Raw genomic sequence first — 26135 nt, 5'->3', positions numbered from 1 at the left:
GCTCGAAACATGGGGACGTTGAGAGCCCGTGGGTAATGGTCAAGTGCGGGCGGTGTGAGCGGCTTTCTTCTGCCTACTCTTCTTTGCCGCGGCAAAGAAGAGTAGGTGCCGCCCCGCACAGGGGCAACGCCCGCGCCGCGAGGCGCAATCGCGGATGCCAGCGCAAAGGCAAAAAAACCAAAACAAAAGCCATTGCAAATAAAAGCAAGTGCCGCCCCGCACAGGGGCAACGCCCGCGCCGCGAGGCGCATCGCGGACGCCGGCAGCAACCCAAAAAAACAAAAAGCGTCGCAGACAAAAAAACTCAACGTCCAAGATAACTCTCAACAACCCCCGCATCCCGCTTGACCTCATCAAGCGTCCCATGCGCGAGCACGCGTCCCTCGGCCATCACCGTTACCTTGCCGGTTTCACCGGCCAAAGCCGCAACAAACTCCATGTCATGCTCGACGACCATCATCGAACACGTCCCGCGCAGATGATTGAGCAGTGCAGCCAATTCCATCGTCTCATCATCGGTCATCCCTGCCGCGGGCTCGTCGAGCAAAAGAAGCGCCGGTTGCTGCATCAACAGCATCCCAATCTCCAGACGCTGCTTCTGCCCATGCGACAACTCGCCGGCAGGCCTCAACGCGTCGCCTTCCAGACGAATCAGCGACAACGTCTCCTCGATGCGCGCCTGCGCACTCCCGTCCAGACGCGCACGCAGCGAAGCGAGCCAGCGCTTGTCGGTCTTCATCGCCAGTTCGAGGTTCTCCCACACGGGATGCTGCTCGAACACAGTCGGCTTCTGAAACTTCCGCCCAATCCCCGCGCGCGCAATCGACGGCTCGTTCATGCGCGTCAAGTCGATCGTCTGGCCCAGAAAGACCTTGCCCGAATCGGGCGCAGTCTTGCCCGTGATGACGTCCATCATCGTCGTCTTGCCCGCGCCGTTCGGGCCGATGATGCAGCGCAATTCGCCGACGTCGATCGACAGCGACAGCTCGTTCAAAGCCCTGAAGCCGTCGAACGAAACGGTCACGTCCTCCAGATAGAGAATCGCGCCGTGCGATACGTCGATCTCGCCGGGCGTCACCGCGCGGCCCATCGACGCAACGCCGGACAACGCGCGGCCGTCGTGCTCTTCGGGTAGCGACAGGTCGGGCACCATCGGGTTTTCGTTCATCGGCGGTTCCTCGTGCGCGTCGCGAGTTCGATCAGCCCCATGATCCCGTTCGGCAGCAGCAACGGCACCAGCACGAAAATCAGACCGAGAAAGAACAGCCAGTACTCCGCGAAATAAGCCGTGAAAAAGCTCTTCGCGCCGTTCACCGCGAACGCGCCGACGATCGGTCCGATCAACGTGCCGCGTCCGCCGACGGCGACCCAGATCGCCATCTCGATCGAGTTGCCCGGCGACATTTCGCCGGGATTGATGATGCCGACCTGCGGCACATACAGCGCGCCCGCGATGCCGCACAGCACCGCCGATACCGTCCACACAAATAGTCTGTACGCAAGCGGACTGTAGCCGAGGAACATCAGCCGCGTTTCGCCGTCGCGCACGGCCGTGACGACACGTCCGAGCTTCGACGTGACGATCGCCCGCGCGCCGATGAACGACAGCACGAGCACCGCGAATGTCAGCAGAAAGAGCACCGTGCGCGTGCCGGGATGGGTGATCGGAAAGCCTGCGATGCGCTTGAAATCGGTGAAGCCGTTGTTGCCGCCGAAGCCCGTTTCGTTGCGATAGAAAAGCAGCATCGCGGCGAACGTCATCGCCTGCGTGATGATGGAGAGATACACGCCCTTCACGCGCGAGCGGAACGTGAAGAAACCGAATACCCACGCGAGAAGGGCGGGCACCAGCACGACCAGCAACAGCGCATACCAGAGATGCTGCGTGCCTTCCCAGTACCACGGCAGCCGATGCCAGTCGAGGAACACCATGAAGTCGGGCAGATCGCTGCCGTATTTGCCATCGCGGCCGATCGCGCGCATCAGGTACATCCCCATCGCGTAGCCGCCGAGCGCGAAGAAGAGTCCGTGTCCGAGGCTCAGGATGCCGCAATAGCCCCACACGAGATCGAGCGCAAGCGCAGCGATCGCATAGCACATCAACTTGCCCACGAGCGTCATCGCATACGCGGATAGATGGAATGCGCTCGCCTCGGGCAGCACCAGTGCAGCGAACGGCACGCCGAGGCCGACCGCGACGATCAACGCGATCAGCAGTTGCCATGCGCGACGCGACAGCAAAGCAGGGCGCGGCGGCAAGCCGAGCGCGAAACCAGACAGACGTCCGCGCTCGCTCGCGAGAGCGCCGCTGCGTGAATCGATGGAAGTGGAAGCGGATGAGGTCGCGGATGTCATGTCATGCCTCCGCGCTGCGGCCCTTCAGGGCGAACATGCCCTGCGGACGCTTCTGGATGAATAGCATGATCAGCACAAGCACCGCGATCTTCGCGAGCACCGCGCCCCAGAACGGCTCGATGGCCTTGCTCACGAGTCCGAGCCCGAAGCCGCCGATCACCGTGCCCGCCAGCTGGCCGACGCCGCCCAGCACGACGGCCATGAACGAATCGATGATGTAGCTTTGTCCGAGGTCCGGGCCGACATTGCCGATCTGCGACAGCGCGCAGCCGCCGAGTCCCGCAATGCCCGCGCCGAATGCGAACGCGCACGAATCGACATACGCCGTCTTCACGCCGACGCACGCGGCCATCCGGCGATTCTGCGTGACGGCGCGCACGAAGAGGCCGAGGCGTGTTTTCGTCAGCACGGCCCATGCAATCGCGACGACGATCAGCGAGAACGCGAGGATCGCGAGCCGGTTGTACGGAAGAATGAGGTTCGGCAACACCGTGACGCCGCCGCTCATCCACGACGGATTTTCCACCTGCACGTTCTGCGCGCCGAACAACATGCGCGTCGCCTGAATGAGGATCAGGCTGATGCCGAAGGTGGTCAGCAACGTTTCGAGCGGACGTCCGTACAGATGCTTCAGCACGAGCCGTTCGAGCACGATGCCGACGAGCGCCGCGACCACGAACGAAGCTGGCACGGCAATCAGCGGATACCAGTCGAACGCGCCGGGAGCATAGCGTTGCACGAGGTTCTGCACGACATAGGTTGCATACGCGCCGATCATCAGAAACTCTCCGTGCGCCATGTTGATCACGCCGATCAGGCCATACGTGATCGCGAGCCCGAGCGCCGCCAGCAGCAGTACGCTGCCGAGCGACAGGCCCGCGAACAGCGTGCCCGCGATCTCGCTGCGGCGCTGGATCGAATCAAGCGCATCGATGCCTTGCTGTGCCGCTTCGCGCACGCGCGCGTCGCTTTCGGCGAACGAGCCGTCCAGCTTCTTCGCGACGAGCGGGCGCAGCAGCTCGTACATGTCCAGATCGTGCCGCGCGGCGACGAGCTTCACCGCTTGGAGGCGTTTCGCGGCATCGCTGTCGTGCAGCGCAGTCATCGCCCATAGCGTGTCGAGGCGCTTCTTCAGCGTCAGGTCGGTTTCCTTTGCGCGGGCCGCATCGATTTGCGGTTTCATCGATGGATCGGGGTTTTGCAGCAGCGCGGCAACGGCGGCGGCACGCTTCGCGGGATCGCTCGAGTCGAGCTGCAGGCCCGACAGCGCGCCCGATACTTTCGAGCGCAACAGATTGTTCAGCGTGACCGATTGCGCGTCGCCTGCGGCTACGGTCTTGCCGGTGATCGCGTCGCGCGCGGTATCGCCGTCTTGAATCAGCACTTCGCCGGAATCGGTCGCGAGCGCGCTGTCTTCCGAGAGCGCCTTGAGCAGCGCAAGCGAAGGCGCGTCGTGATTCGCGATCAGCCTGTCGATGGCGGCGGACTTCGCGTCGAAATCGTCGCCGGCCAGCGGCACGACATCGGCGGCCGTCAATGCATGAGCGCTCGCCGGCGCGAACGCGATGAACGCGGCGCCGAGCGCGCATGACGCGCCAAGCAGCCTCATGCGCTTGCGGGCGTTGCGCAGCCAGTCAGCGCTGCGAGCGGCGAGCATGGAAAGTGAATGCGCCATGATGGTCGTGAGAATGAAGCCAGCGATCAGGCCAGCAGCCAGGCCAGCAATCCGGCCAGCAATCCGGCGCGCGATGCCATCGCATGCGAAAAGCGGCAAGCCAGGCATCGCGCGATTGCACCGTGCATTTGCTTCGATACGTGCATCGGAAGACGGGCGTTGCGCGCGCCGATGCGTTCGTGAAGGCGAACGCACCGGCATGCCGCGTCACGCGACGCGCGAGCGGCGGCGCAGGAACCCGGGAATCGACGTGACGATATCCGGCTTGCCCTGATTGCCCGCGATATACGGGCTCCACGGTTGCGCGCGAACGGCCGTCTTCGTTTTCCACACGACGTTGAACTGGCCGTCCGCGCGCACTTCGCCGATCATCACCGGCTTGTGCAGATGATGATTGCCGTCCATTTCGAGCGTGAAGCCCGACGGCGCCGCGAACTTCTGGCCGATCATCGCGACGCGCACCTTGTCGACATCGGTGCTCTTCGCCTTTTCGACGGCCTGCTTCCACATGTGGATGCCGACGTACGTCGCTTCCATCGGATCGTTTGTCACGCGCTTCGAGCCGCCCGGCAGGTTCTGCGACTTGACCCATCCGGCCCATTGCTCCTTGAACTTCGAGTTGGTCGGGCCTTTCACCGACATGAAGTAGTTCCATGCAGCGAGGTTGCCGACGAGCGGCTTCGTATCGATGCCGCGCAATTCCTCCTCGCCGACCGAGAACGCGACGACGGGCACGTCGGTTGCCTTCAGCCCCTGGTTGCCGAGCTCCTTGTAGAACGGCACGTTCGAGTCGCCGTTGACGGTCGAGATCACGCACGTCTTGCCGCCCTGCGCGAACGTCTTGATGCTCGCGACGATCGTCTGATAGTCGCTGTGACCGAAGGGCGTGTAGACCTCCTGGATGTCGGTCTCCTGAACGCCCTTCGACTTGAGGAAGGCGCGCAGGATCTTGTTCGTCGTGCGTGGATACACATAGTCGGTGCCGAGCAGGAAGAAGCGTTTGGCGCCGCCGCCTTCGGCGCTCATCAGGTATTCGGTGGCGGGGATCGCCTGCTGATTCGGCGCCGCGCCCGTGTAGAACACGTTGCGCGACATCTCTTCGCCTTCGTACTGCACGGGATAGAACAGCAGCCCGTTCAGTTCCTCGAATACGGGCAGCACCGACTTGCGCGACACGGAGGTCCAGCAGCCGAACACGCAGGCGACCTTGTCCTGCGTCAGCAGTTGGCGGGCCTTTTCGGCAAAGAGCGGCCAGTTCGAAGCGGGATCGACGACGACGGGCTCGATCTTGCGGCCCATCACGCCGCCGCTCGCGTTGATCTCGGCGATCGTCATCAGCGCGGTGTCTTTCAGCGACGTCTCCGAGATCGCCATCGTGCCCGACAGGGAGTGCAGGATGCCGACCTTGATCGGGCCGCTGCCCGACGACTGCGCGCGCGCGAAACGAACCTTGCCCGCGAGCGCGAGCGCGCCCGACATGGAGCCGAGCTTCAGCAGACTGCGACGTTTCATTTGCTTCCCCTTGCCATGAATGGTGGTGAGCGGCGGACGGGTAGTGCGCGTCCGATCCCTGTTTGCGTTATGTGTGCAGAGTCATATGTACAGAGCCGTGCAGGGCCGGATACTGCAAGGCATATGCCAACTTGCAGCGTCGCTCTTCAACGCTCGCTGAGCGCGCTGCGATGCGGCTCGCTGACGGCGCGGCCTCGCAGCGCGTTATGTGCCTTGAGCGCGAAAGCGGTGCAACGCGCGGCGCTTCGCCTCGTCGCGGTGCGCGCCGCGCTGCAACGGAGCGCGGGCGGCGTTTCGTCATATCGGCGGGCGCGCCGACGGTGCAGTGGCGCTGTCCGGTTGTGCATGGCCGTGCGCCTGCCTAAACTGAAAACCCAACTGACCTCATTTGAGAGGAGACAGCAGATGAACGAACGCGCTACACCTTCGGCCACGGCCGCCCGGCCCGACGCGCCCGCCAACGCGCCCGACATGTCGGCATTCTGGATGCCGTTCACCGCGAACCGGCAGTTCAAGAGCGCGCCGAGGCTGCTGTCGAGCGCCAAAGGGATGTACTACACGTCGCACGATGGCCGGCGCATCCTCGACGGCACGGCGGGGCTGTGGTGCGTGAACGCGGGACACTGCCGCGACGAGATCGTCGCCGCCGTGCAGGCGCAGGCCGCCGAGATGGACTTCGCGCCGACGTTCCAGATGGGCCACCCGAAGGCGTTCGAAGCCGCGACGAAGATTGCAAAGCACACGCCCGGCGACCTGAAGCACATCTTCTTCACAAACTCGGGATCGGAGGCCGTCGATACCGCGCTGAAAATCGCGCTCGCGTATCACCGCGCGCGTGGGGAAGGGCAGCGCACGCGGCTGATCGGACGCGAACGCGGCTATCACGGCGTCGGCTTCGGTGGCATTTCCGTCGGCGGCATCGCGCCGAATCGCAAGGCGTATTCAGGCGCGCTGCTGCCCGCCGTCGATCATCTGCCGCACACGCTCAACATCAAGGAAGCGGCGTTCTCGAAAGGACAGCCCGCATGGGGCGCGCATCTCGCCGATGAACTGGAGCGGCTCGTCACGCTGCACGATGCATCGACGATCGCGGCCATGATCGTCGAGCCGGTCGCGGGATCGACGGGCGTGCTGATTCCGCCGCAAGGCTATTTGCAGCGTCTGCGCGAGATCTGCGACAAGTACGGCATCCTGCTGATCTTCGACGAGGTGATTACGGGCTGGGGGCGTCTCGGCGCGCCGTTCGCCGCGCAGTACTTCAACGTGACGCCGGATCTGCTGACGATGGCCAAGGGCACGAACAATGCCGCCGCGCCGATGGGCGCCGTGGCCGCGAGCGCGCGGATTCACGATGCGATCGTCAATGGCGCGCCCGCGGGCATCGAGCTTTTCCACGGCTATACATACTCAGGGCATCCGATCGCTGCGGCCGCTGCGTGCGCAACGATCGACCTGTACGAACGCGAAGGGCTGTTCGAGCGCGCGGCGAAGATGGCGCCCGTGTTCGAAGCGGCGATTCACAAGCTGAACGGCGAGCGGCATGTGATCGACGTGCGGAATCTGGGGCTCGTCGGCGGCGTGGAATTGCAGCCGCGCGACGGCGCGCCGGGCGCGCGCGCTTATGACGTGTTCGTGCGCTGCTTCCAGAAGGGCGTGCTGACCCGCTATACGGGCGACATTCTTGCGTTCTCGCCGCCGCTCATCATCGATGAAGCGCAGATCGAAGAGTTGTTCCGCACGGTTGCGGAGGTGTTGAAGGAAGTGGATTGAGCGCGGCTCGGGTGTGATGTCGGCGCGCGAAGCAGCGGACGGGTTGGTTGACCGTCCGCTGTTTATTTTGCTGTGGTTCCGGCACAGTCCGTGCGCGGAGCCCGTGTCCGATCAAAACGCCACGTAAGGCCCCGTCCGCATTCCCGCCTGCATACCGCTCAACGCCGTATACACGCTGCGCCCGAAGAAGAACGGCAAGCCCCAGATGAACATGCCCGACGCGGGCGCGCCAAGCGCGTCATAGGCGGCCAATGCGCTGTCGAACAGATTCGGCGCATTGGCAATCGAGAACGGCACCGTCGATTGCGCGTTGCCCGTATTCGACAGCATCGTCCCGCTCAGGCTCTGCGTGATGGCGGGCGCAAACCAGCCGAGCAGCACGGGCAGTGTCGCGTCGGGAAAGAACAGGCCGTTCGAGCCGCTGTCGACGACGCTCGTGATCGTTCTGCCTTTGTACGTCGTCGTGAATGCGCCGCGATCGGTCGCGGCGAGGAACGTCGGCGTAGCGGGTAACGCATTGTTGTCGCGCGTGCCGATGCCGAACACGAGCTCTCCTGTGACGCTTGCCTGACCCGTTGGCGGCAGCGCGGGCAGACGGACGATCGTGCCGTTGTTGTCGGTTGCGAAGGCGGCGACGGGGTTGGCCGTCTGTCTGTCGAGCGGCACGCGCGCGGGCATGCAGGACGAAGGCGTTACGCAGTAGTAGTAAGCCGCCGCGAGCGCGGTTTGCGCCGCCTGCGGGAAGTCGCGCGCGAGATGCCCGATGCCGACGATTCCGTTCGCGCCGAGCATCGCGGCTGTGTTCATGCTTGCGCCGCCGCGCGCGAGGCAGTCGGATGGCGCGGACGGATACGCGCTGTCGCCGATAAGCTGGATCGGGATGCCGCTTGCCGTTTCGCCGCCGATCATCACGTCGGCGCGGCGTATCGAACCCCACGTATAGCCCGACGCGAAGACTGCGCACTGCGCGATGGGTGCGTTGCCAGTCGTGTCGTTGCTGGCGCCCGTCTGCGCGGGCAATTGCGCGGCAAGCGCGGCGCCGAGCGCGGCCTGCGTCACGCGCACACCCGATGAGCCCGTATCGAGCAGCATGTGATCGACGGTCGCGCACTGCGTCGCGCCGCGCGCGCCCGGCGCGCAGAGCGTCACGCTGACGTAAGGCATGTTCACGACCGAGCCGATCGCATTGTCGACGACGATGGGCACGCTGTTGGTGGCGACGGGCGAGGGCGGAGGCGTGTCGTTGGTGTTGTCCTTCGGCGGTTGGCCGCTGTCGGGCGTGGTGGGTGGCGTGGGAGGTGTCGTAGGCGGTGTCGGTACGTCGGGCGTGGTGGGCGCTATGGGCGTGGTCGGCGGTTGCGCGGGCGTGGCCGGCTGCGTCGAACCGCTCGCGGTCGATGCCGGAGCCGCCGCTGACGGTGCGCTGCCCGGAACAGCGGGCGTCGTCGTCGGTGCGGCAGGAGAGATGTCGGCGACAGGCGAATTGCCGCGCTTGTCATCGTCGCTGCCGCCACCGCATGCCGAGAGCGCGACGCTCGCCGCCAGCATCGCGGCGAGAACTGTGAAATGCGGAAAGCCGCGCTTCATGGCAAGGCCTCCACGTCGACATTCGCGGGCACGAGCCGCGGCACCCATGCCTTGCCCGCGAACGCGCCCGGATGTCCGACCGATTCGATCCGCAGATCGCCGTCGCCCACGATCAGCGGACCGGTGCCGCGCGCAATGCGGTGTGCTGCCGCGACGAAGCCCGGAAAGTAGCTGCCGAGCAGCGCCTGCATGTCAGGCCGCGTCGGTCCTTGCCACGTGAGCGCGAAGACGACGTTCGCGGGCGAAGCGTATTCGCGTACCGTGACGCCGTCGGCCGTTTCCGATTCGTGAATTGAGTAGACGGAAGCGACGGACGGCGTCGCGCGCAAGCTGCGGGACGTCTGATGCGCGTCCGTCGATGGCGCAGCGCCGAGCGTCGCATGACAAACGACAGGCAACAGCAACGTTGCCGTCGACGCGATCCTGATCAGGTTCATTCAGGCCTCTGCTTTCGAAAAGGAAACGAGGCATGTTGATCGATCGATGATCAGGATGGCGTACGAAGCTTCCGAATCGTCAAACGGAAATGGCCTGACCGTGAGCGGACACGACTGAAGCCGCAAATAAAAAACGCGCCGGAAAATTCCGGCGCGTTTCGGCTATTTCAACGGCAAGAGGCTTGGCTCAATACGTGGGAACGGAGGGATCGACCTGGCGCGACCACGCGTCGATGCCGCCCTGCAGATTGAACACGTCCTTATAGCCGCGCGACTCGAGGAACATGGCGACCTGCGCGCTGCGCGCGCCGTGATGGCACATGCAGACGATCTGCACATCGTCGTCCAGTTCTTCGCTGCGTGCGGGGATTTCGCGCATCGGAATCGACATGCTGCCAGCGATTTTCGCCGTTTCGATTTCCCATGGCTCGCGCACGTCCAGTAGCACGGGCGCCGGGCGCGACTTGTCGGCGAGCCATTCGGCGAGAGCGGGAGCGGTCAGGTTTTGCATCATCAAATCTCGCTACGGTGTCGGGCCGATGCTCAGAACCGGAAGCGCGGTGCGTGCACCGCGTTCCGCAGCGGCTCGACATAGGTTTCGAACACGTCGGCGATACGGAACTGCTTTTCGTCGACGCGCGTGATGATCTGCGCCTTCATCACGGGAGCCGTGCCGACGAAGGCGGCCAGACGTCCGCCGACTTTCAGCTGCTCCAGCATTTCCTGCGGCAGCACGGGCAGGCCGCCCGACACGCAGATCACGTCATACGGCGCGGCGGCCGTCCAGCCGCGCGCGGCGTCGCCCGTCGCGACTTCGGCGTTCAGCACGCCGTTGGCCGCGAGGTTCGCCTTTGCGAGTTCGGCCAGTTCCGGCTCGATATCGACCGTCAGCACATGCTGTGCACGGTGCGCGAGGAGCGCGGCCATGTAGCCCGAACCCGCGCCGATTTCCAGCACGGTTTCATGCTTCTTCACCGCCAGTTCTTGCAACACGCGTGCCTCGATGCGCGGCGCGAGCATGTGCTGGCCGGCGGGCAGCGGAATTTCGAAATCGACGAACGCCAGCTCGCGATAGGCGGCGGGCACGAAGTTCTCACGCTTGACGATCGACAGCAGATTCAGCACGTCCTGGTCGAGCACTTCCCAGGGACGGATCTGCTGTTCAATCATGTTGAAACGCGCTTGTTCGATGTTCATGATCAATTCGGCGGTGTGGGTTTGGATGCGGGCAGCGGGACGACAGCGGGATGAATCGGAGCCCCGCCCGCTGTTCCGCCGTTGTGTTCGTTAACTGCGAAATTGTACCAAACCGCGCGCGGTTGCCGCCCTGTGGCGGGCATGTGCGCCGTCGGACAGGGCGGGTCCGTGTGCAGTCTGGCCTCCGTGTAAATCCCTACGCGATGGGGCTTGCGATTCGCCGCTACGTCGACCAAGAATGTAATCGATTACATTTTGGAGCCAGAGGTGAACACCCGTGGACAAACCCGTCGACAAACCGTCCCGGCCTGACCCGCAATCGCCGACGCCCGGCGCGAGCGAGTCCGACGCGCGCGGCGCTTCGCATGGCACGGCGGAGAGCCTGTCGATCGCGGGCGTCGCGGAGCAGGCGGGCGTCTCGGTGGCGACGGTTTCGCGGGTGCTCAACGGCCATGCAAACGTGCGTCCGGCCACGCGCGACAAGGTGCTGGCCGCCGTCGCGACGAGCGGCTATCGCGTGAACGAACTGGCGCGCAATCTGCGCACGGCCGAAAGCCGCCTGTTGCTGACGATGGTGCCCGACGTCGGCAACCCGTTCTACGCGGAGGTGATTCGCGGCATCGATTCCGTCGCGCAGCAGCACGGCTATTTCATGCTGTTGTGCGATACGGGCGCCGATCCGGGCCGCGAGCGCAGCTATTTCGATCTGCTGCGCCGCCGCCGCGCGGACGGTGCGATCTGCCTCGATCCCGCGACGGTGCAACAGGCGCTCGCCGAAGAATCGAACGCGCTAGCGTGGGTCGCGTGCTGCGAGTTCGACTCGTCGGTGGGCGTGCCGTATGTCGGCATCGACAACTACCGCGCGGCGGGCGACGCCGTGCGCCATCTGCTTGCGCGCGGCCACCGGCGCATCGCGCTGATCAATTCCGACGATCACTACCTGTACGCGCAGCAGCGTCAGCGCGGCTATCTCGACGCGTTGCGCGACGCGGGCATCGCGCCCGACGAACGCTGGCGCGTGAACGTGAACAGCCTCGACTACGAAGCGGGCGCGCAGGCTGCGGCGCGCCTGATGACGCACGCCGATGCGCCGACGGCGGTGTTCGCCGTGTCGGACACGCTCGCGATCGGCGTGATCGCCGGCTTGCGCAGCGTCGGCAGGCGCGTGCCGGACGATGTGGCCGTCGTGGGCTTCGACGATATCTCGCTTGCCGCGCAAATCGAGCCGCCCCTCACGACCATCGCGCAGCCGATGCGCGAACTGGGCGAAAGGGCCGCGCGTCTGCTGCTGCGCAGGCTCGCGAATCCGATGGAAAACGTGCCGGGCGTGCTGTTGCCGCATCGGCTCGTCGTCAGAAAGAGCGCGTGAGAGGGCCGCCGCGATGAGCCTCGCCGTCCGCTTCGACGACATCCGCAAAGACTTCGGCCCCGTGCGCGTGCTGCACGGCGTGAGCTTCGACATCGCGCCGGGCCGCATCTACGGACTGCTCGGCGAAAACGGCGCGGGCAAGTCGACGCTGATGAAGATACTCGCGGGCTACGAGACGGCGACGGAAGGCGCCGTGCTGGTCGACGGTCACACGCAGCGCTTCGAGGGCTCGCGCGATGCGGAAGCGGCGGGCATCGTGCTGATCCACCAGGAGTTCAACCTCGCCGAGCATCTGACGATCGCGCAGAACATGTATCTCGGCCACGAGAAGCGCAAGGGTCTGTTCGTCGACGATACGGCGATGCGCAACGAAGCCAGGCGCTATCTCGATCAGGTCGGCTTGCACAAGCAACCGGATACGAAGGTGCGCGATCTGATCGTCGCGGAAAAGCAGATGGTGGAGATCGCGAAGGCGCTGTCGCGTCGCGCGCGTCTGCTGATCATGGATGAGCCCACGGCGACGCTCACGCCTTCGGAGACGGAGCGCCTCTTCGCGCTGATGAAGAAGCTCAAGGCCGATGGCGTGACGATCGTCTACATTTCGCACAAGCTCGATGAGGTCGAGCACATCACCGACGAAGTGATCGTGATGCGCGACGGCCGCTTCGTCGCGCGAAGCGAGACGGCATTGCTCGGGCGTCAGCAGATGGCGAACCTGATGGTCGGGCGCGAGCTGTCCGACATGTTCCCGGATAAGACGCCGCCCGCCGATGACGCGCCCATCGCGTTGAAAGTCGAGAATCTGAGCGTGCCCGACTGGGTCGAAGACCTGAGCTTCGCGGTGCGCGCCGGCGAAGTATTCGGCTTCGCGGGACTGGTCGGCGCGGGCCGCACGGAAGCGTTCGAGGCGATCATCGGCTTGCGCAAACGCACGGCGGGCACGATCGAAATCGCGGGCCGCAGAGCCGATCTGCACAGTCCGCGCGATGCGATGCGCCGCGGCCTCACGTACCTGAGCGAGGACCGCAAGGGCAAGGGCCTGCACGTGAACCTCAGCCTGCAGGACAACGTGACGCTGATGACGCTCGAACGTCACGCGCATCCGCTGCTCGATCTGAAAGCGGGACGCGAGGCGCTGACGCGGGCCGTGCGCGAGTTCGGCATTCGCACGGGCGATCTGTCGAGCCGCGCCCGCATGCTGTCGGGCGGCAACCAGCAGAAGCTCGCGCTCGCCAAGTTCCTCCAGCCCAATCCCGATGTGATCGTGCTCGACGAGCCGACGCGCGGCGTCGACATCGGCGCGAAACGCGATATCTATTTCCTGATCCACCGGCTCGCCGCCGAAGGGCGCGCCGTGATCGTCATCTCATCCGAACTGATCGAGCTGATCGGGCTGTGCCATCGCGTCGCCGTGATGCGCGCGGGCCGTCTGCAAGCGACGCTCGGTCTCGACCATCTGACCGAAGAGGAGTTGATCGCTCATGCGACCGGCACACACTGACGCCGCGCCGACCGGGCGCGCGATGCGCATCGCGCATCGTCTGCATGGTCTTGGGCCGCTTGCCGGCCTGATCGTGCTGTGCATCGCGGGCACGCTGCTCAATCGCGATTTCGCCACCGTCGACAACATGATGAACGTGCTCACGCGCACGTCGTTCATCGGCATCATCGCGGTCGGCATGACGTTCGTGATCATCTCGGGCGGCATCGATCTGTCCGTCGGCTCGATGGCGGCGCTGATCGCGGGCAGCATGATCTGGCTGATGAACGCGCTCGCCTTGTCGCCGGGCGGCCATGCGTTCGCGCCGCTGACCATTGTGATCATCGGCATTCTGTGCGCGTTCGTGCTGGGCGGCGTGTTCGGCTGCGCGCATGGCCTGCTGATCACGAAAGGGCGGATCGAGCCGTTCATCGTGACGCTCGGCACACTTGGCATCTTTCGCGCGGTGCTCACGTGGCTCGCCGACGGCGGCGCGCTCACGCTCGACAACAACCTCTCCGATCTGTACGGCCCCGTCTATTACGCGAGCCTCTTCGGCGTGCCCGTGCCGATCTGGGTGTTTCTCGTCGTCGCGGCGGGCGGCGCGCTGATCCTCAATCGCACGGCCTTCGGGCGTCACGTGCAGGCGATCGGCTCGAACGAACAGGTCGCGCGCTACGCGGCGATTCGCGTCGATACCGTGAAGATCGTCACGTATGTGCTGCTCGGCATCTGCGTCGGCGTGGCGACGGTGCTGTACGTGCCGCGCCTGGGCTCCGCGACGCCGACGACGGGCCTCCTGTGGGAACTCGAAGCAATCGCCGCCGTGGTGGTCGGCGGCACGGCGCTCAAGGGCGGCGAAGGGCGCGTCGCGGGCACGGTGATCGGCGCGATCCTGTTGTCCGTGATCGCGAACATCCTCAATCTCACGAGCATCATCAGCGTGTATCTGAATGCGGCCGTGCAGGGCGTCGTGATCATCGTCGTCGCGTTCCTTCAGCGAGGGCGGCGGTAGCAGGGCAACGCGTGTGCGATTCGGTGAAGGTCAAGCGTATCGAAGCAAAGGGCATCGGAACGGCAGCAACGCAGGCGGCAAAGGAGAGCAGCACAGAAGCGGTTCATCGACGAAGAAACCAGTCCAAGGAAATTCAAAGGAACATCAAAGGAGACACAGCCATGAAGCAGTTCATTCGAGCGGTCGGCGCCGGGGCGCTGGCACTGGGGATACTGGGGCTCACGGGCGCCGCGCGCGCCGACGACAAGGTCACGCTGGGCGTCGCGATACCGACGGCCGATCACGGCTTCACGGGCGGCATCGTCTGGTGGGCGAACAAGGCGAAGGCCGATCTGGAGAAAGCGCATCCCGACCTGAAGGTGATCGTGAAGACGGCCGCGAACGCGCCCGAGCAGGCGAACCAGTTGCAGGATCTCGTGACGGTGAACAAGATCAACGCGCTCGTGATCTTCCCGTATGAATCGGCTTCGCTGACGCAGCCCGTCGCGCAGGTGAAAAAGAAAGGCGTCTACGTGACGGTCGTCGATCGCGGCCTCACCGACACCAGCGCGCAGGACGCGTATGTGGCAGGCGACAACACCGCGTTCGGCAAGATTCCCGCCGAATATCTGGCGAAGGCGCTCGACGGCAAGGGCGACGTCGTTGCGCTGCGCGGCATTCCGACGACGCTCGACAACGAACGCTGGACGGCCTTCACGGGTGTGCTGAAGAACTATCCGAATATCAAGATTCTCGATGCGAAGTACGCGAACTGGAACCGCGACGATGCGTTCAAGGTGATGCAGGACTATCTGACGCGCTTCAAGCATATCGACGCTGTGTGGGCCGCCGACGACGACATGGCCGTCGGCGTGCTGAAGGCAATCGATCAGGCGAAGCGCAACGACATCAAGATCGTGTTCGGCGGCGCGGGCTCGAAGGGCATGGTCAAGAACGTGATGGACGGCGCGCCGCTCATCAAGGCCGACGTGTCGTATTCGCCGAAGTTCATCTACGACGCGGTCAAGCTGACGGCGGAAGCGCGCCTCAAAGGCGACAAGCTGCCGCCGACGACGATCATCCCGTCCGTGCTCATCACGAAGGACAACGCGAAAGACTTCTACTTCCCCGATTCGCCGTTCTGATCGCGCGCATGCCTGGGCGGAGCGCTGCCTTTCGTCATCCGATGCGAAGGGCAGCGCCGTTTCAATCCACCGAAGGGAGCAGCACGATGAAAACGATCAAAGGGCCGGCGATCTTTCTCGCGCAGTTCATGGGAGACAAGGTACCGTTCGACAATCTCGCGCATCTCGCCGAATGGGCCGCGAATCTCGGCTACAAGGGCATCCAGGTGCCCGCCGATCCGCGCCTCGTCGATCTGGAGCAGGCGGCATCGAGCCAGGCGTATTGCGACGACCTGCTAGGCATCGTCACCGATGCGGGTGTCGAAATCACCGAGCTGTCGACGCATCTGCAAGGCCAGCTCGTCGCGGTGCATCCCGCGTATGACGTGCTGTTCGACGGCTTCGCCGCGCCGCAGGTGCGAGGCAATCCGGCGGCGCGCACGCAATGGGCGATCCAGCAGATGAAGTGGGCGGCGAAGGCATCGCAGCGTCTGGGGCTCACGTCGCATGTGTCGTTTTCGGGCGCGCTCGCGTGGCCGTATTTCTATCCGTGGCCGCAGCGTCCCGCAGGGCTCGTCGAAACCGCGTTCGACGAACTCGCGCGCCGCTGGTCGCCGATTCTCGATGCGTTCGACGAAGCGGGCGTCGACGTCTGCTATGAACTGCATCCGGGCGAGGATCTGCACGACGGCGTGACGTTCGAGCGCTTTCTCGCGGCCGTGAACGATCACCCGCGCGCGAACATCCTGTTCGATCCGAGCCACTTCGTGTTGCAGCAGCTCGACTATCTCGCGTTTATCGATATCTATCACGAACGCATCAAGGCTTTCCATGTGAAAGACGCCGAGTTTCGTCCGAACGGACGGCAAGGCGTGTATGGCGGCTATAGCGGCTGGGTCGAACGCGCGGGACGTTTCCGTTCGCTCGGCGACGGACAGATCGACTTCGGCGCGATCTTCTCGAAGATGGCGCAATACGATTTTCCCGGCTGGGCGGTGCTCGAATGGGAGTGCGCATTGAAGCATCCCGAAGACGGCGCGCGCGAAGGCGCGGAGTTCATCAAGCGGCACATCATCCGCGTGGCCGAACATGCATTCGACGACTTCGCGGGCAGCGGCGCGGACGTCGCGCAACTGAAGCGCGTGCTGGGCCTTTGAGCCCGCGCAATGGTCACGCGATGGTCCCGCATCGAACAGGAGCATAAGACGATGACTCGAAGACTCAGGCTGGGGATGGTCGGCGGCGGGCAGGGCGCGTTCATCGGCGCGGTGCATCGGATCGCCGCGCGCATCGACGACCGCTTCGAGCTGGTGGCGGGCGCGCTGTCGTCGGACCCGCGGCGCGCGCAAGCGAGCGCCGACGAAGCCGGCATCGCGCGCAGCTACGCGAGCTGGCAAGAGATGGCGCACGCCGAAGCCGCGCGCGACGACGGCATCGACGCCGTCGCGATCGTCACGCCGAACCATCTGCATGCGCCCGTTGCGTCGGCGTTTCTGGATGCGGGCATCCACGTGATCTGCGACAAGCCGCTCGCGATGACGCTCGAAGAAGGCGAAGCGCTCGCGAAACTGGCGCGCGAGAAGAACCGTCTGTTCGCGCTGACGCACACGTACTCCGGCTATCCGATGGTACGCCACGCGCGCGAACTGGTGGAGGCGGGCGAGATCGGCGAGGTGCGCGTCGTTCAGGTCGAGTACGCGCAGGACTGGCTCGCGAAGCCGGTCGAGCTCACGGGCGAGAACCGCCAGGCCGTCTGGCGCACCGACCCGAAGCAGGCGGGGCGCGCGGGCTGTCTCGGCGATATCGGCACGCATGCGTATCACCTCGCGGCGTTCGCGACGGGCATGCTGCCGAAGCAGATCGCCGCGGAATTGCATACGTTCGTTGAAGGGCGCCAGGTCGACGATCATATCGAGGCGCTGCTGCGCTACGAGAACGGCGCGCGCGGCATGCTGTGGGCAAGCCAGGTGGCGAGCGGCGCGGAAAACGCGCTGCGTCTGCGCGTGTACGGCACGAAGGCTCAGATCGCGTTCGATCAGGAGAACCCGAACGAACTGCTGTTCACGCCGCTGGGCGGCGCGATGCGACGGCTCACGCGCGGACGCGTCGATAGCGCGATCGCGCGGCATGCGACGCGCGTGCCGCCCGGCCATCCCGAAGGCTATCTGGAAGCGTTCGCGCAACTGTACAAGGATGCCGCGCTGCAGATCGAAGCGATCGACGCGGGCTTGCCGCTACCCGAACAAAGCCGTCTGCTGACGACCGTCGACGACGGCGTCGCGGGCCTGCGCTTCATCGATGCCGTGTTCGACAGCCACGCGAAGCTGCAGTGGCAGGACGTGCAGAGCGGCGGCTGATATTCAGTTCTTGCTGCGCTTGATCTGCTCTTCGAAGGCGAGATCGAGCTTGCTGACCTTGCGCGGTTTCCTGGGGCCGTATGCGTCGACGAATTTCACGAACTCGTCAAGCGGCAGCGGATCGGAGACTTTCTGTTCCGTGCCGCCCGATTTGTCGACGAGATAAAAGACTCCGCCCGACAAGCTGATTGCCGCGAAACGTGGGTTGCCGCTTCGGGTCTTCAGCCGTTCGACGGCATGGATGGCTCGGGTCGTGCGCATGATCGGACGATGCTGTGATGTGTGAGATTGCTAACCGATTCTACGACGTATGCTCGCCCGCCGCCGGCGGTGCTCCCGATGCGTCAGCTCCGCCGATCAAACGAAGAAGCGGCCCACGCCATGTCGAGCGCAGGCACTTCAAAAAGCTTACTGGCTCAGATACGTAAACTTCCCGCCCTTGACGATCCCCATCACGCTCGCCCGCTGATCGAGCCCGACGTGGTCCTTCGCGCTCGTATTCACGACGCCATTGGGCACCACCAGTTCATGCGCATGTTCGAGCTCCGTGCGCAGCGCAACGCGAAACTCAGGCGTGCCCGGCTGCGCCGTCTTCAACGCGCGCGCAACGGCATCCTGCAAACGCGGATAGACACCCGCCGCATCGCCCGCGAACTGCGTGACCGTGTTCGGGCCGTACTGCGCTTCGTATGCGCTGACGAACGCCAGCGCGGCTTTCTTCGCCGGATGATCGGCGGGCAGCGTGCGCGCGACGACGACGGGCTGTGTCGGAAAGAGCGTGCCCTCGACATCCTTGCCGCCGAGCTTGATGAACTCCGGCGTCGCGATGCCGTGCGTCTGATAGATCGCACCCTTGTAGCCGCGCTCGACGAGCGTGCGCTGCGGCAGCACCGTCGGCGTGCCCGCGCCCGCGATCAGCACCGCGTCGGGCTTCGCGGCCATCAGCTTCAGCACCTGGCCTGTGACGCTCGCATCGGTGCGGTTGAAGCGCTCGGTCGCGACGACCTGGATATGGCGCAGCGTCGCGAACTTCGTGAACTCGTTGAGCCAGCTGTCGCCGTAGCTGTCCGCAAAGCCGATGAAGCCGACGGTCTTTACGTTGTGATTGGACATGTAGCGCGTCATCACGTCGGCCATCGCGCCGTCTGTCTGCGCCATCTTGAACGCCCAGACCTTCTTGCCTTCCTGCGGCTCGACGACGCTCGCCGAACCGATCAGCGTGATCATCGGCGTCTGGCTCTCGGCAACGGGATCGAGCGCGGCCATCGCGGCGGGCGTGATGTTCGGCCCGACGATCACATCGACGTGGTCCTCGTTGATCAGCTTGCGGATATTGCGCACGGCCGCGCCCGGATCGGAGCCGTCGTCGAGCACGATGTATTGCGCCGGCTGGCCGGCAATCGTCTTCGGCCACATCAGCATCGCGTTCTTGCTCGTGATGCCGATGGCGGCGGCGGGCCCCGTGCTCGACAGATCGATGCCGACCTTGACGTCCGCGTGCGCGGCGGCGGCGAAGAGCAACGCGCCTAGAGCGGTCGCGCGTGTCAGATGGCGCAAGGTGTTTTTCGGCTTGTTCTTGTGCGGCGTCATGCGAAAAGGTCTCCGTGCAGGTAACTGCGGTTGTTATAGCGGAACAAAAATCAAAGCTCGTACGTCTCGTGATCGCCCTTGAGCGCCTGCTCGATCAGCTTGCGGTTCAGGTTCGGCGAGAGCAGCTCGACGAGCGTATACACATAGCTGCGCAGATACGCGCCCTGCTTGAGTGCGACGCGCGTCACGTTGCTGCCGAACAGATGGCCGACAGGCAACGCGCGCAGATGACGGTCGCGCTCGGCGTTGAACGCGATATCGGCCATGATGCCGACGCCCAGCCCCAGCTCGACGTAAGTCTTGATCACGTCCGCGTCGATTGCTTCCAGCACGATGTCGGGGTGCAGGCCGCGCAGGCGGAACGCATCGTTGATCTTCGTGCGGCCCGCGAACGCGTTGTCGTAGGTGATCAGCGGAAACTGCGTCAGGTCGTCGAGCGAAAGCTGCTTGCGTTCGAGCAGCGGGTGATCGACAGGCATCACGGCCACGTGATGCCACGAGAAGCACGGCAGCGACACCAGCTCCTTGTAGCTGGACACGGCTTCCGTCGCGATTGCGAGATCGGCCTGGTCGTGGATCACCATTTCCGCGACCTGCGTCGGGCTGCCTTGCAGGATCGACAGATGCACCTTCGGAAAGCGCTTCTTGAATTCGGCGATCGCGGCGGGCAGCGAGTAGCGCGCCTGGGTGTGCGTCGCGGCGATCACGAGATTGCCCTGGTCCTGCGCCGCGTAATCCTTACCGACACGCTTCAGGCTTTCGACTTCCTGCAGAATCCGCTCGACGGACGCCAGAATGATTCGCCCCGGCTCGGTCAGCGAGCGCACGCGCTTGCCGTGCCGCGTGAATATCTCGACGCCCAGTTCATCTTCCAGCTCGATGATCGCCTTCGACACGCCAGGCTGACTCGTATACAGCGCCTTGGCGGCTTCCGTCAGGTTGAAGTTCTGCCGGACGGCCTCCCGTACGAAGCGGAACTGATGCAGGTTCATATATAACCTCGCCGCATATCAAAAGAATTTTTTAGTCGTTTGAAATATAAGGCGAGTTTATTACGATTTCTCCAGTTTCTCCAATATGGATATCTGTATTTGTCATTAGCAAATGAGCGATGCATCTAAACGGTCGATGGCCGGGACGCTCAAAGCTGACTGGCAATGACGAATACGAGGCGCGGCGTAACCGGAACGCCGCGTTGTGCGAGACGAACACAAACCCTGGGGTCCCCGAATGTACCAATACGATCAGTACGACCAGACCATCGTCGACGAACGCGTCGCGCAGTACGCCGATCAAGTTCGTCGCCGTCTGTCGGGCGAATTGAGCGAAGAAGAGTTCCGTCCGCTGCGCCTGCAAAACGGCCTCTACATGCAGCGCCACGCGTACATGCACCGCATCGCGATTCCGTACGGCAATCTGCGCAGCGACCAGTTGCGCATGCTCGCGACCATCGCGCGCGAGCACGATCGCGGCTACGGCCACTTCTCGACGCGCACGAACATCCAGTACAACTGGATCAAGCTCGAAGAAACGCCGGAAATCCTGCGCAAGCTCGCGTCCGTGCAGATGCACGCGATCCAGACGTCGGGCAACTGCATCCGCAATATCACGGCCGACCAGTTCGCGGGCGTTGCCTCCGACGAAATCATCGATCCGCGTCCGTGGGCCGAAATCCTGCGCCAGTGGTCGACGTTCCACCCGGAATTCGCGTGGCTGCCGCGCAAGTTCAAGATCGCCGTGTCGGGCTCGAAGGAAGACCGCGCGGCCGTGCAGATTCACGACCTCGGCGTCTATCTGACGAAAAACGCAGCGGGCGAAGTCGTCGCGAGCATCCTCGCGGGCGGCGGTCTGGGCCGCACCCCCATCGTCGGCGCGATCATCAGGAAAGACCTGCCCTGGCAGCATCTGCTCACGTATTGCGAAGCCGTGCTGCGCGTGTACAACCGCTACGGCCGCCGCGACAACCTGTTCAAGGCGCGCATCAAGATTCTGGTGAAGTCGCTGTCGGCGGAAAAATTCTCGCAGCAGGTCGAGGAAGAATGGCAGCACCTGAAGGACGGTCCGTCGACGCTCACGCAAGCCGAACTGGATCGCGTGTCGCAATACTTCCAGCCGCCCGTCTACGAGAAGCTGCCGGACACGGACACGTCGTTCGAAAAGCATCTGCTCGAAAGCCGTGCGTTTGCGCGCTGGGTCGAGCGCAATGTGCGACCGCATCGCGTGTCTGGCTATGCGTCCGTCACCATGTCGCTGAAGAAGACGGGCGTTGCGCCCGGCGACGCCACCGACAAGCAGATGGAAGCCGTCGCCGACTGGGCCGACGAATACTCGTTCGGCAAGATCCGCGTGTCGCATGAGCAGAACCTGATTCTCGCCGACGTCAAGAAGCGCGACCTTTACGCGCTGTGGGAAAAGGCCAAGGCGCAAGGCTTCGCGACACCGAACATCGGCCTTTTGACCGACATCATCGCGTGCCCGGGCGGGGACTTCTGCTCGCTCGCGAACGCGAAGTCGATTCCGATTGCGCAAGCGATCCAGGAGCGCTTCGACGACCTCGACTTCGTGTACGACCTCGGCGACGTGTCGCTGAACATCTCGGGCTGCATGAACTCGTGCGGCCACCATCACGTCGGCAACATCGGCGTGCTGGGCGTCGACAAGGACGGCTCCGAATGGTACCAGGTGTCGCTCGGCGGCGAGCAGGGCATGGGGCAAGACGGCGCGAAGCTCGGCCGCGTGATCGGCCCGTCGTTCTCGGCGGAAGAAATGCCGGACGTGGTGTCGAAGGTGATCGACACGTTCGTCGAGAACCGCATCGACGGCGAACGCTTCATCGACACCTACAACCGCATCGGGATCGCACCGTTCAAGGAACGCGTGTATGCATCGCGTCAACCGGCTCACGCGTAACCAAGGACTAGCAGATGGCATCGATTATCAAGGACCGCACGATCGTCACCGATGACTTCACGGTCGTCCGCGCAGCCGAGGACGGCACGCTGCCCGCAGTGAGCGCATTGCCCGCCGGCAAGGTGATCGTTCCTTTCGCGTTGTGGCAGAGCGCGCGCGACGAGCTGACGGCTTCGCGCAGCGCCGGTCAGATCGGCGTGTGGCTCGCGCCCGATAGCGAGCCCGCCGATATCGTCGGCGACTTCGACAAGCTCGGCCTGATCGCCGTCGACTTCCCGGTGTTCCGCGACGGGCGCGGCTACAGCATTGCGCGCCTGCTGCGCGAGCGCTATGGCTACAAGGGCGAGATCCGCGCGATCGGCGACGTGTTGCGCGACCAGCTGCGCTTTTACGAGCGCTGCGGCTTCAATGCGTATGCGCTGCGCGCGGACAAGGACATCAACGACGCGCTGAAGGCGTTCACCGAATTCACCGTGCAGTACCAAGGCGCATTCGACGAGCCTTCGCCGCTCTTTCGCCGTCGCGAAGCGGCTGCAACGCAAAAGGCCACCGTATGAGGAGCGCAGCCGACCTCACGCCCGAACTCGCGGCGAAGATCGCACGTCTTGACGCGCTGCTCGATTCGATCGCGCAGCGCCACGAGAAGGTGAAGCTCGCGAGCAGCCTCGCGGCGGAAGACATGCTGCTCACGCACGCGATCCTGTCGCGCGGCGTGAAAATCGGCATCTTTTCGCTGAACACGGGCCGTCTGCACGCGGAAACGCTGGGCATGATCGACCGCGTGCGCGAGCGCTATGGCTACGACATCGAGCAGTTTCATCCGCAAGCGGACGCTGTCGACGAGTATGTCGCGCAGCACGGCCTGAACGCTTTCTATGAAAGCATCGATCTGCGCAAGCGCTGCTGCGAAATCCGCAAGGTCGAGCCGCTCAATCGCGCGCTCGGCGACGTCGGCGCATGGGTGACGGGCCAGCGTCGCGAGCAGTCGGTCACGCGCGCGGAACTGCACGAGGAAGAGCATGACGGCGCGCGCAACATCGCCAAGTACAACCCGCTCGCAGACTGGACGGAAGCCGATGTGTGGGCGTACCTGAAGGCCTTCGGCGTGCCCGTCAACCCGCTGCATGCGCGCGGCTATCCGAGCATCGGCTGCGAGCCGTGTACGCGGGCCGTGCGTCCCGGCGAAGACAGCCGGGCAGGGCGCTGGTGGTGGGAGTCGCGCGATACGAAGGAATGCGGACTGCACATCACGACGATCCCTGTCACGGTCGTCTCGGAGAACGCCTCGGCCTGACGTGGGCCTGCTGTGAGCCGCACAGGCGCCGGCGTAAGATGACGCAGACGCCGTGCGCCGCCCAATTGCCGGTTTCGATTGAATCCCTACGTGCCGCACGCATCTGATGAGCACCCGAACATGCGACACGAACCAATGAAGGACCAGAAAATGAGCACGACGCTCGATTCCACTGTCAACGCACCGCTGCCCGTCACGGCGAACCGGATGGATCACCTCGACTGGCTCGAGGCCGAATCGATTCACATCCTGCGCGAACTGGTCGCCGAATGCAGCAAGCCTGCGCTGCTGTTCTCGGGCGGCAAGGATTCCGTCGTCGTGCTGGCGCTCGCGTTGAAGGCGTTCGGCCTCGGCGCGAACCGCAAGACGCAGCTGCCGTTCCCGCTCGTGCACATCGACACGGGTCACAACTACGACGAAGTGATCGACTTCCGCGACCGCCGCGCAAAAGAGATCGGCGCGGAACTCGTGGTCGGCCACGTCGAAGACTCGATCAAGCGCGGCACCGTGCGCCTGCGCCGCGAAACGGATTCGCGCAACGCCGCGCAAGCCGTCACGCTGCTCGAAACCATCGAGCAATACGGCTATACGGCGATGATCGGCGGCGCGCGCCGCGACGAAGAAAAGGCACGTGCGAAAGAGCGCATCTTCTCGTTCCGCGACGAGTTCGGCCAATGGGACCCGAAGGCGCAGCGCCCCGAGCTGTGGAGCCTGTACAACGCGCGCCTGCATCAGGGCGAGCACCTGCGCGTGTTCCCGATCTCGAACTGGACGGAACTCGACGTGTGGCAATACATCGCCCGCGAAAACCTTGAACTGCCGTCGATCTACTACGCGCACAAGCGCGAGATCGTTCGCCGCAACGGCCTGCTCGTGCCCGTGACGCCGCTCACGCCGATCCGCGAAGGCGAGGCGAGCGAAGAAGCGCTGGTGCGCTTCCGCACGGTGGGCGACATCAGCTGCACGTGCCCGGTGGAAAGCGATGCCGACGATGTCGAGAAGATCATCGCCGAAACGGCCGTGACGGAAATCACGGAGCGCGGCGCGACGCGGATGGACGACCAGACGTCGGAAGCCGCGATGGAACAGCGCAAGAAGCAAGGTTATTTCTAAGGCACACGAGGGCGACACAACCATGAGCATTCATCAACCTGAAGACCTCGGCGTGCTTCGTTTCATCACGGCAGGCAGCGTCGACGACGGCAAGAGCACGCTGATCGGCCGCCTGCTGTACGACAGCAAGGCTGTGCTGTCGGATCAGCTGTCCGCGCTGTCGCGCGCGAAGAACAAGCGCACGGTCGGCGACGAAATCGATCTGTCGCTGCTGACGGACGGCCTCGAAGCCGAGCGCGAGCAGGGCATCACGATCGACGTCGCGTACCGCTACTTCGCGACCGCGAAGCGCAAGTTCATCATCGCCGACACGCCGGGCCACGAGCAGTACACGCGCAACATGGTGACGGGCGCATCGACGGCGCATGCTGCAATCATTCTCGTCGACGCGACGCGCGTCACGTTCGAGAACGGTGTCGCGCAATTGCTGCCGCAGACCAAGCGCCACAGCGCGATCGTCAAGCTGCTGGGCTTGCAGCACGTGATCGTCGCGATCAACAAGATGGACCTCGTCGACTACAGCGAAACGCGTTTCAACGAGATCCGCGACGCGTATGTCACGCTCGCGCGCCAGCTCGGCCTGAACGATGTGCGCTTCGTGCCCGTGTCGGCGCTGAAGGGCGACAACATCGTGACGGCGAGCGAGCGCATGCCGTGGTACGGCGGCGAGCCGCTGCTCGACGTGCTCGAAGCGCTGCCCGTCGATACGGCGACGCACGACGCACTGCGTTTTCCGGTGCAATGGGTCGCGCGCCAGGACGGCAGCCAGGCCGACGATTTTCGCGGCTACATGGGCCGCGTTGAATCTGGCGAAGTGAAGCTCGGCGATTCGATCGTCGTGTTGCCGGCGAACCGCCAGGCGACGGTCGCCGAAATCATCGCGCCCGTGCCGGGCGGGACGGCGCAAGTCGACCGCGCGTTCGCGGGCCAGACGGTGACGATCCGTCTTACGGAAGACGTCGACGTGTCGCGCGGCGACACGTTCGTGCACGCGTCCGCGACGGTTCAGCCGGCGAAGAAGCTCGAAGCGGACCTCTGCTGGTTCGACGATGCACCGCTGTCGACAGCGCGCAAGTATCTGCTGAAGCAGACGACGAACACCGTGTTCGCGCGCGTCGGCGGCATCAAGCAGGTGCTGGACGTGCATACGCTATCGCACGCGACGGACCGTCACGAGCTGACGATGAACGACATCGGCCGTGTATCGCTGACGCTTCAAAAGCCGATCGTCGCCGACGAGTACGATGCGCATCCGGGCACGGGCGCGTTCGTGCTGATCGACGAAGCGACGCATCACACGGTGGCGGCCGGCATGATTCGTTCTGTCTCTGCATAATGGAACAGAGCAGGTAACGAAGCGGAACGGAGCAG

At 64.3% G+C, this 26135-nt stretch carries 24 protein-coding genes; 12 read left to right on the top strand and 12 right to left on the bottom strand.

Annotation, left to right across the window (positions count from 1 at the left end; genetic code table 11):
* From AABE10_RS28380 to urtA, 5 genes are all read right to left on the bottom strand, one after another.
* The coding region (locus tag AABE10_RS28380) for a hypothetical protein (RefSeq protein ID WP_342936520.1) at nucleotides 1-308 on the bottom strand (308 nt) is incomplete at its 3' end.
* Complete coding sequence (gene urtD / locus AABE10_RS28375) at nucleotides 305-1168, bottom strand: urea ABC transporter ATP-binding protein UrtD (protein ID WP_342936519.1); 864 nt, start codon at nucleotides 1166-1168, stop codon at nucleotides 305-307. The genes AABE10_RS28380 and urtD, both read right to left, overlap by 4 nt.
* Nucleotides 1165-2355, bottom strand: coding sequence for an urea ABC transporter permease subunit UrtC (urtC, locus tag AABE10_RS28370; RefSeq protein WP_342936518.1), 1191 nt, complete (start codon nucleotides 2353-2355; stop codon nucleotides 1165-1167). The genes urtD and urtC overlap by 4 nt, the downstream gene beginning before the upstream one ends.
* Nucleotide 2356: 1 nt before the next feature.
* Nucleotides 2357-3964 carry an urea ABC transporter permease subunit UrtB gene (gene urtB, locus AABE10_RS28365; RefSeq protein ID WP_428983403.1) on the bottom strand — a complete coding sequence of 536 codons (1608 nt, stop codon included), beginning with the start codon at nucleotides 3962-3964 and terminating at the stop codon, nucleotides 2357-2359.
* Nucleotides 3965-4237: 273 nt separating this feature from the next.
* Nucleotides 4238-5542, bottom strand: coding sequence for an urea ABC transporter substrate-binding protein (gene urtA / locus AABE10_RS28360; RefSeq protein ID WP_342936517.1), 1305 nt, complete (start codon nucleotides 5540-5542; stop codon nucleotides 4238-4240).
* A 405-nt stretch (nucleotides 5543-5947) separates the two neighbouring features.
* Between urtA and AABE10_RS28355 the strand changes: the two genes are divergently transcribed.
* Nucleotides 5948-7312 (top strand): aspartate aminotransferase family protein, encoded by a 1365-nt coding sequence (locus AABE10_RS28355; protein ID WP_342936516.1) that lies wholly within the window; start codon nucleotides 5948-5950, stop codon nucleotides 7310-7312.
* A 111-nt stretch (nucleotides 7313-7423) separates the two neighbouring features.
* Here AABE10_RS28355 and AABE10_RS28350 read toward each other — a convergent pair whose 3' ends face one another.
* The 4 genes from AABE10_RS28350 to AABE10_RS28335 form a co-directional block, all read right to left on the bottom strand.
* The gene (locus AABE10_RS28350; RefSeq protein WP_342936515.1) at nucleotides 7424-8899 is read right to left on the bottom strand and encodes a DUF3443 family protein; all 1476 of its coding nucleotides are present in this window, start codon (nucleotides 8897-8899) and stop codon (nucleotides 7424-7426) included.
* On the bottom strand, nucleotides 8896-9336 hold the full coding sequence (locus AABE10_RS28345) for a DUF2844 domain-containing protein (protein ID WP_342936514.1): 441 nt from the start codon (nucleotides 9334-9336) through the stop codon (nucleotides 8896-8898). Before AABE10_RS28345 ends, AABE10_RS28350 begins: the two co-directional genes overlap by 4 nt.
* 187 nt (nucleotides 9337-9523) lie before the next feature.
* Nucleotides 9524-9847, bottom strand: coding sequence for a rhodanese-like domain-containing protein (locus AABE10_RS28340; protein WP_342936532.1), 324 nt, complete (start codon nucleotides 9845-9847; stop codon nucleotides 9524-9526).
* 32 nt (nucleotides 9848-9879) lie between these two features.
* Nucleotides 9880-10533 carry a protein-L-isoaspartate O-methyltransferase gene (locus AABE10_RS28335; RefSeq protein WP_342936513.1) on the bottom strand — a complete coding sequence of 218 codons (654 nt, stop codon included), beginning with the start codon at nucleotides 10531-10533 and terminating at the stop codon, nucleotides 9880-9882.
* Between the two features lie 277 nt (nucleotides 10534-10810).
* On the opposite strand from AABE10_RS28335, the gene AABE10_RS28330 reads away from it, so the two are divergent.
* From AABE10_RS28330 to AABE10_RS28305, 6 genes are all read left to right on the top strand, one after another.
* The gene (locus AABE10_RS28330) at nucleotides 10811-11902 is read left to right on the top strand and encodes a LacI family DNA-binding transcriptional regulator (RefSeq protein WP_428983400.1); all 1092 of its coding nucleotides are present in this window, start codon (nucleotides 10811-10813) and stop codon (nucleotides 11900-11902) included.
* Nucleotides 11903-11915: 13 nt separating this feature from the next.
* Complete coding sequence (locus tag AABE10_RS28325) at nucleotides 11916-13403, top strand: sugar ABC transporter ATP-binding protein (protein WP_342936512.1); 1488 nt, start codon at nucleotides 11916-11918, stop codon at nucleotides 13401-13403.
* Complete coding sequence (locus AABE10_RS28320) at nucleotides 13384-14397, top strand: ABC transporter permease (RefSeq protein ID WP_342936511.1); 1014 nt, start codon at nucleotides 13384-13386, stop codon at nucleotides 14395-14397. Before AABE10_RS28325 ends, AABE10_RS28320 begins: the two co-directional genes overlap by 20 nt.
* Before the next feature lie 161 nt (nucleotides 14398-14558).
* On the top strand, nucleotides 14559-15521 hold the full coding sequence (locus AABE10_RS28315; RefSeq protein WP_342936510.1) for a substrate-binding domain-containing protein: 963 nt from the start codon (nucleotides 14559-14561) through the stop codon (nucleotides 15519-15521).
* A gap of 86 nt (nucleotides 15522-15607) precedes the next feature.
* Nucleotides 15608-16657, top strand: coding sequence for a sugar phosphate isomerase/epimerase (locus AABE10_RS28310; protein WP_342936509.1), 1050 nt, complete (start codon nucleotides 15608-15610; stop codon nucleotides 16655-16657).
* 51 nt (nucleotides 16658-16708) lie between these two features.
* On the top strand, nucleotides 16709-17857 hold the full coding sequence (locus AABE10_RS28305; protein ID WP_342936508.1) for a Gfo/Idh/MocA family oxidoreductase: 1149 nt from the start codon (nucleotides 16709-16711) through the stop codon (nucleotides 17855-17857).
* Between the two features lie 3 nt (nucleotides 17858-17860).
* On the opposite strand, the gene AABE10_RS28300 is transcribed toward AABE10_RS28305, so the two are convergent.
* From AABE10_RS28300 to AABE10_RS28290, 3 genes are all read right to left on the bottom strand, one after another.
* Complete coding sequence (locus AABE10_RS28300) at nucleotides 17861-18118, bottom strand: hypothetical protein (RefSeq protein ID WP_342936507.1); 258 nt, start codon at nucleotides 18116-18118, stop codon at nucleotides 17861-17863.
* A gap of 147 nt (nucleotides 18119-18265) precedes the next feature.
* The gene (locus AABE10_RS28295; RefSeq protein WP_342936506.1) at nucleotides 18266-19447 is read right to left on the bottom strand and encodes an ABC transporter substrate-binding protein; all 1182 of its coding nucleotides are present in this window, start codon (nucleotides 19445-19447) and stop codon (nucleotides 18266-18268) included.
* A gap of 50 nt (nucleotides 19448-19497) precedes the next feature.
* Nucleotides 19498-20439 (bottom strand): CysB family HTH-type transcriptional regulator, encoded by a 942-nt coding sequence (locus AABE10_RS28290; RefSeq protein ID WP_342936505.1) that lies wholly within the window; start codon nucleotides 20437-20439, stop codon nucleotides 19498-19500.
* Nucleotides 20440-20677: 238 nt separating this feature from the next.
* Between AABE10_RS28290 and AABE10_RS28285 the strand changes: the two genes are divergently transcribed.
* The 5 genes from AABE10_RS28285 to AABE10_RS28265 all read left to right on the top strand — a co-directional run bounded on the left by AABE10_RS28285 (nucleotide 20678) and on the right by AABE10_RS28265 (nucleotide 26100).
* Nucleotides 20678-22357 carry a nitrite/sulfite reductase gene (locus AABE10_RS28285; protein WP_342936504.1) on the top strand — a complete coding sequence of 560 codons (1680 nt, stop codon included), beginning with the start codon at nucleotides 20678-20680 and terminating at the stop codon, nucleotides 22355-22357.
* Nucleotides 22358-22371: 14 nt separating this feature from the next.
* The gene (locus AABE10_RS28280) at nucleotides 22372-22914 is read left to right on the top strand and encodes a DUF934 domain-containing protein (RefSeq protein WP_342936503.1); all 543 of its coding nucleotides are present in this window, start codon (nucleotides 22372-22374) and stop codon (nucleotides 22912-22914) included.
* On the top strand, nucleotides 22911-23651 hold the full coding sequence (locus AABE10_RS28275; RefSeq protein ID WP_342936502.1) for a phosphoadenylyl-sulfate reductase: 741 nt from the start codon (nucleotides 22911-22913) through the stop codon (nucleotides 23649-23651). The genes AABE10_RS28280 and AABE10_RS28275 overlap by 4 nt, the downstream gene beginning before the upstream one ends.
* A gap of 150 nt (nucleotides 23652-23801) precedes the next feature.
* Nucleotides 23802-24764, top strand: a complete 963-nt coding sequence (gene cysD, locus AABE10_RS28270; RefSeq protein ID WP_342936501.1) for a sulfate adenylyltransferase subunit CysD — start codon at nucleotides 23802-23804, stop codon at nucleotides 24762-24764.
* Nucleotides 24765-24786: 22 nt separating this feature from the next.
* On the top strand, nucleotides 24787-26100 hold the full coding sequence (locus AABE10_RS28265) for a sulfate adenylyltransferase subunit 1 (RefSeq protein ID WP_342936500.1): 1314 nt from the start codon (nucleotides 24787-24789) through the stop codon (nucleotides 26098-26100).
* Nucleotides 26101-26135: the final 35 nt, after the last annotated feature.

It is taken from the genome of Paraburkholderia diazotrophica (assembly GCF_038900755.1).
GTDB lineage: Bacteria > Pseudomonadota > Gammaproteobacteria > Burkholderiales > Burkholderiaceae > Paraburkholderia > Paraburkholderia diazotrophica_A.
This window is presented reverse-complemented; position numbering and strand designations above follow the sequence as displayed.

What these genes read in the sequence shown, in the direction of transcription:
- urtD (WP_342936519.1), bottom strand. Translation starts at nt 1,168, where the DNA reads ATGAACGAAAACCCGATGGTGCCCGACCTGTCGCTACCCGAAGAGCAC.
- AABE10_RS28265 (WP_342936500.1), top strand. Translation starts at nt 24,787, where the DNA reads ATGAGCATTCATCAACCTGAAGACCTCGGCGTGCTTCGTTTCATCACG.
- AABE10_RS28350 (WP_342936515.1), bottom strand. Translation starts at nt 8,899, where the DNA reads ATGAAGCGCGGCTTTCCGCATTTCACAGTTCTCGCCGCGATGCTGGCG.
- cysD (WP_342936501.1), top strand. Translation starts at nt 23,802, where the DNA reads ATGAGCACGACGCTCGATTCCACTGTCAACGCACCGCTGCCCGTCACG.
- AABE10_RS28335 (WP_342936513.1), bottom strand. Translation starts at nt 10,533, where the DNA reads ATGAACATCGAACAAGCGCGTTTCAACATGATTGAACAGCAGATCCGT.
- AABE10_RS28315 (WP_342936510.1), top strand. Translation starts at nt 14,559, where the DNA reads ATGAAGCAGTTCATTCGAGCGGTCGGCGCCGGGGCGCTGGCACTGGGG.
- AABE10_RS28340 (WP_342936532.1), bottom strand. Translation starts at nt 9,847, where the DNA reads ATGCAAAACCTGACCGCTCCCGCTCTCGCCGAATGGCTCGCCGACAAG.
- AABE10_RS28325 (WP_342936512.1), top strand. Translation starts at nt 11,916, where the DNA reads ATGAGCCTCGCCGTCCGCTTCGACGACATCCGCAAAGACTTCGGCCCC.
- AABE10_RS28300 (WP_342936507.1), bottom strand. Translation starts at nt 18,118, where the DNA reads ATGCGCACGACCCGAGCCATCCATGCCGTCGAACGGCTGAAGACCCGA.
- AABE10_RS28295 (WP_342936506.1), bottom strand. Translation starts at nt 19,447, where the DNA reads ATGACGCCGCACAAGAACAAGCCGAAAAACACCTTGCGCCATCTGACA.
- AABE10_RS28275 (WP_342936502.1), top strand. Translation starts at nt 22,911, where the DNA reads ATGAGGAGCGCAGCCGACCTCACGCCCGAACTCGCGGCGAAGATCGCA.
- AABE10_RS28355 (WP_342936516.1), top strand. Translation starts at nt 5,948, where the DNA reads ATGAACGAACGCGCTACACCTTCGGCCACGGCCGCCCGGCCCGACGCG.
- AABE10_RS28310 (WP_342936509.1), top strand. Translation starts at nt 15,608, where the DNA reads ATGAAAACGATCAAAGGGCCGGCGATCTTTCTCGCGCAGTTCATGGGA.
- AABE10_RS28320 (WP_342936511.1), top strand. Translation starts at nt 13,384, where the DNA reads ATGCGACCGGCACACACTGACGCCGCGCCGACCGGGCGCGCGATGCGC.
- AABE10_RS28285 (WP_342936504.1), top strand. Translation starts at nt 20,678, where the DNA reads ATGTACCAATACGATCAGTACGACCAGACCATCGTCGACGAACGCGTC.
- AABE10_RS28305 (WP_342936508.1), top strand. Translation starts at nt 16,709, where the DNA reads ATGACTCGAAGACTCAGGCTGGGGATGGTCGGCGGCGGGCAGGGCGCG.
- AABE10_RS28345 (WP_342936514.1), bottom strand. Translation starts at nt 9,336, where the DNA reads ATGAACCTGATCAGGATCGCGTCGACGGCAACGTTGCTGTTGCCTGTC.
- urtB (WP_428983403.1), bottom strand. Translation starts at nt 3,964, where the DNA reads ATGAGGCTGCTTGGCGCGTCATGCGCGCTCGGCGCCGCGTTCATCGCG.
- AABE10_RS28280 (WP_342936503.1), top strand. Translation starts at nt 22,372, where the DNA reads ATGGCATCGATTATCAAGGACCGCACGATCGTCACCGATGACTTCACG.
- AABE10_RS28290 (WP_342936505.1), bottom strand. Translation starts at nt 20,439, where the DNA reads ATGAACCTGCATCAGTTCCGCTTCGTACGGGAGGCCGTCCGGCAGAAC.
- urtA (WP_342936517.1), bottom strand. Translation starts at nt 5,542, where the DNA reads ATGAAACGTCGCAGTCTGCTGAAGCTCGGCTCCATGTCGGGCGCGCTC.
- urtC (WP_342936518.1), bottom strand. Translation starts at nt 2,355, where the DNA reads ATGACATCCGCGACCTCATCCGCTTCCACTTCCATCGATTCACGCAGC.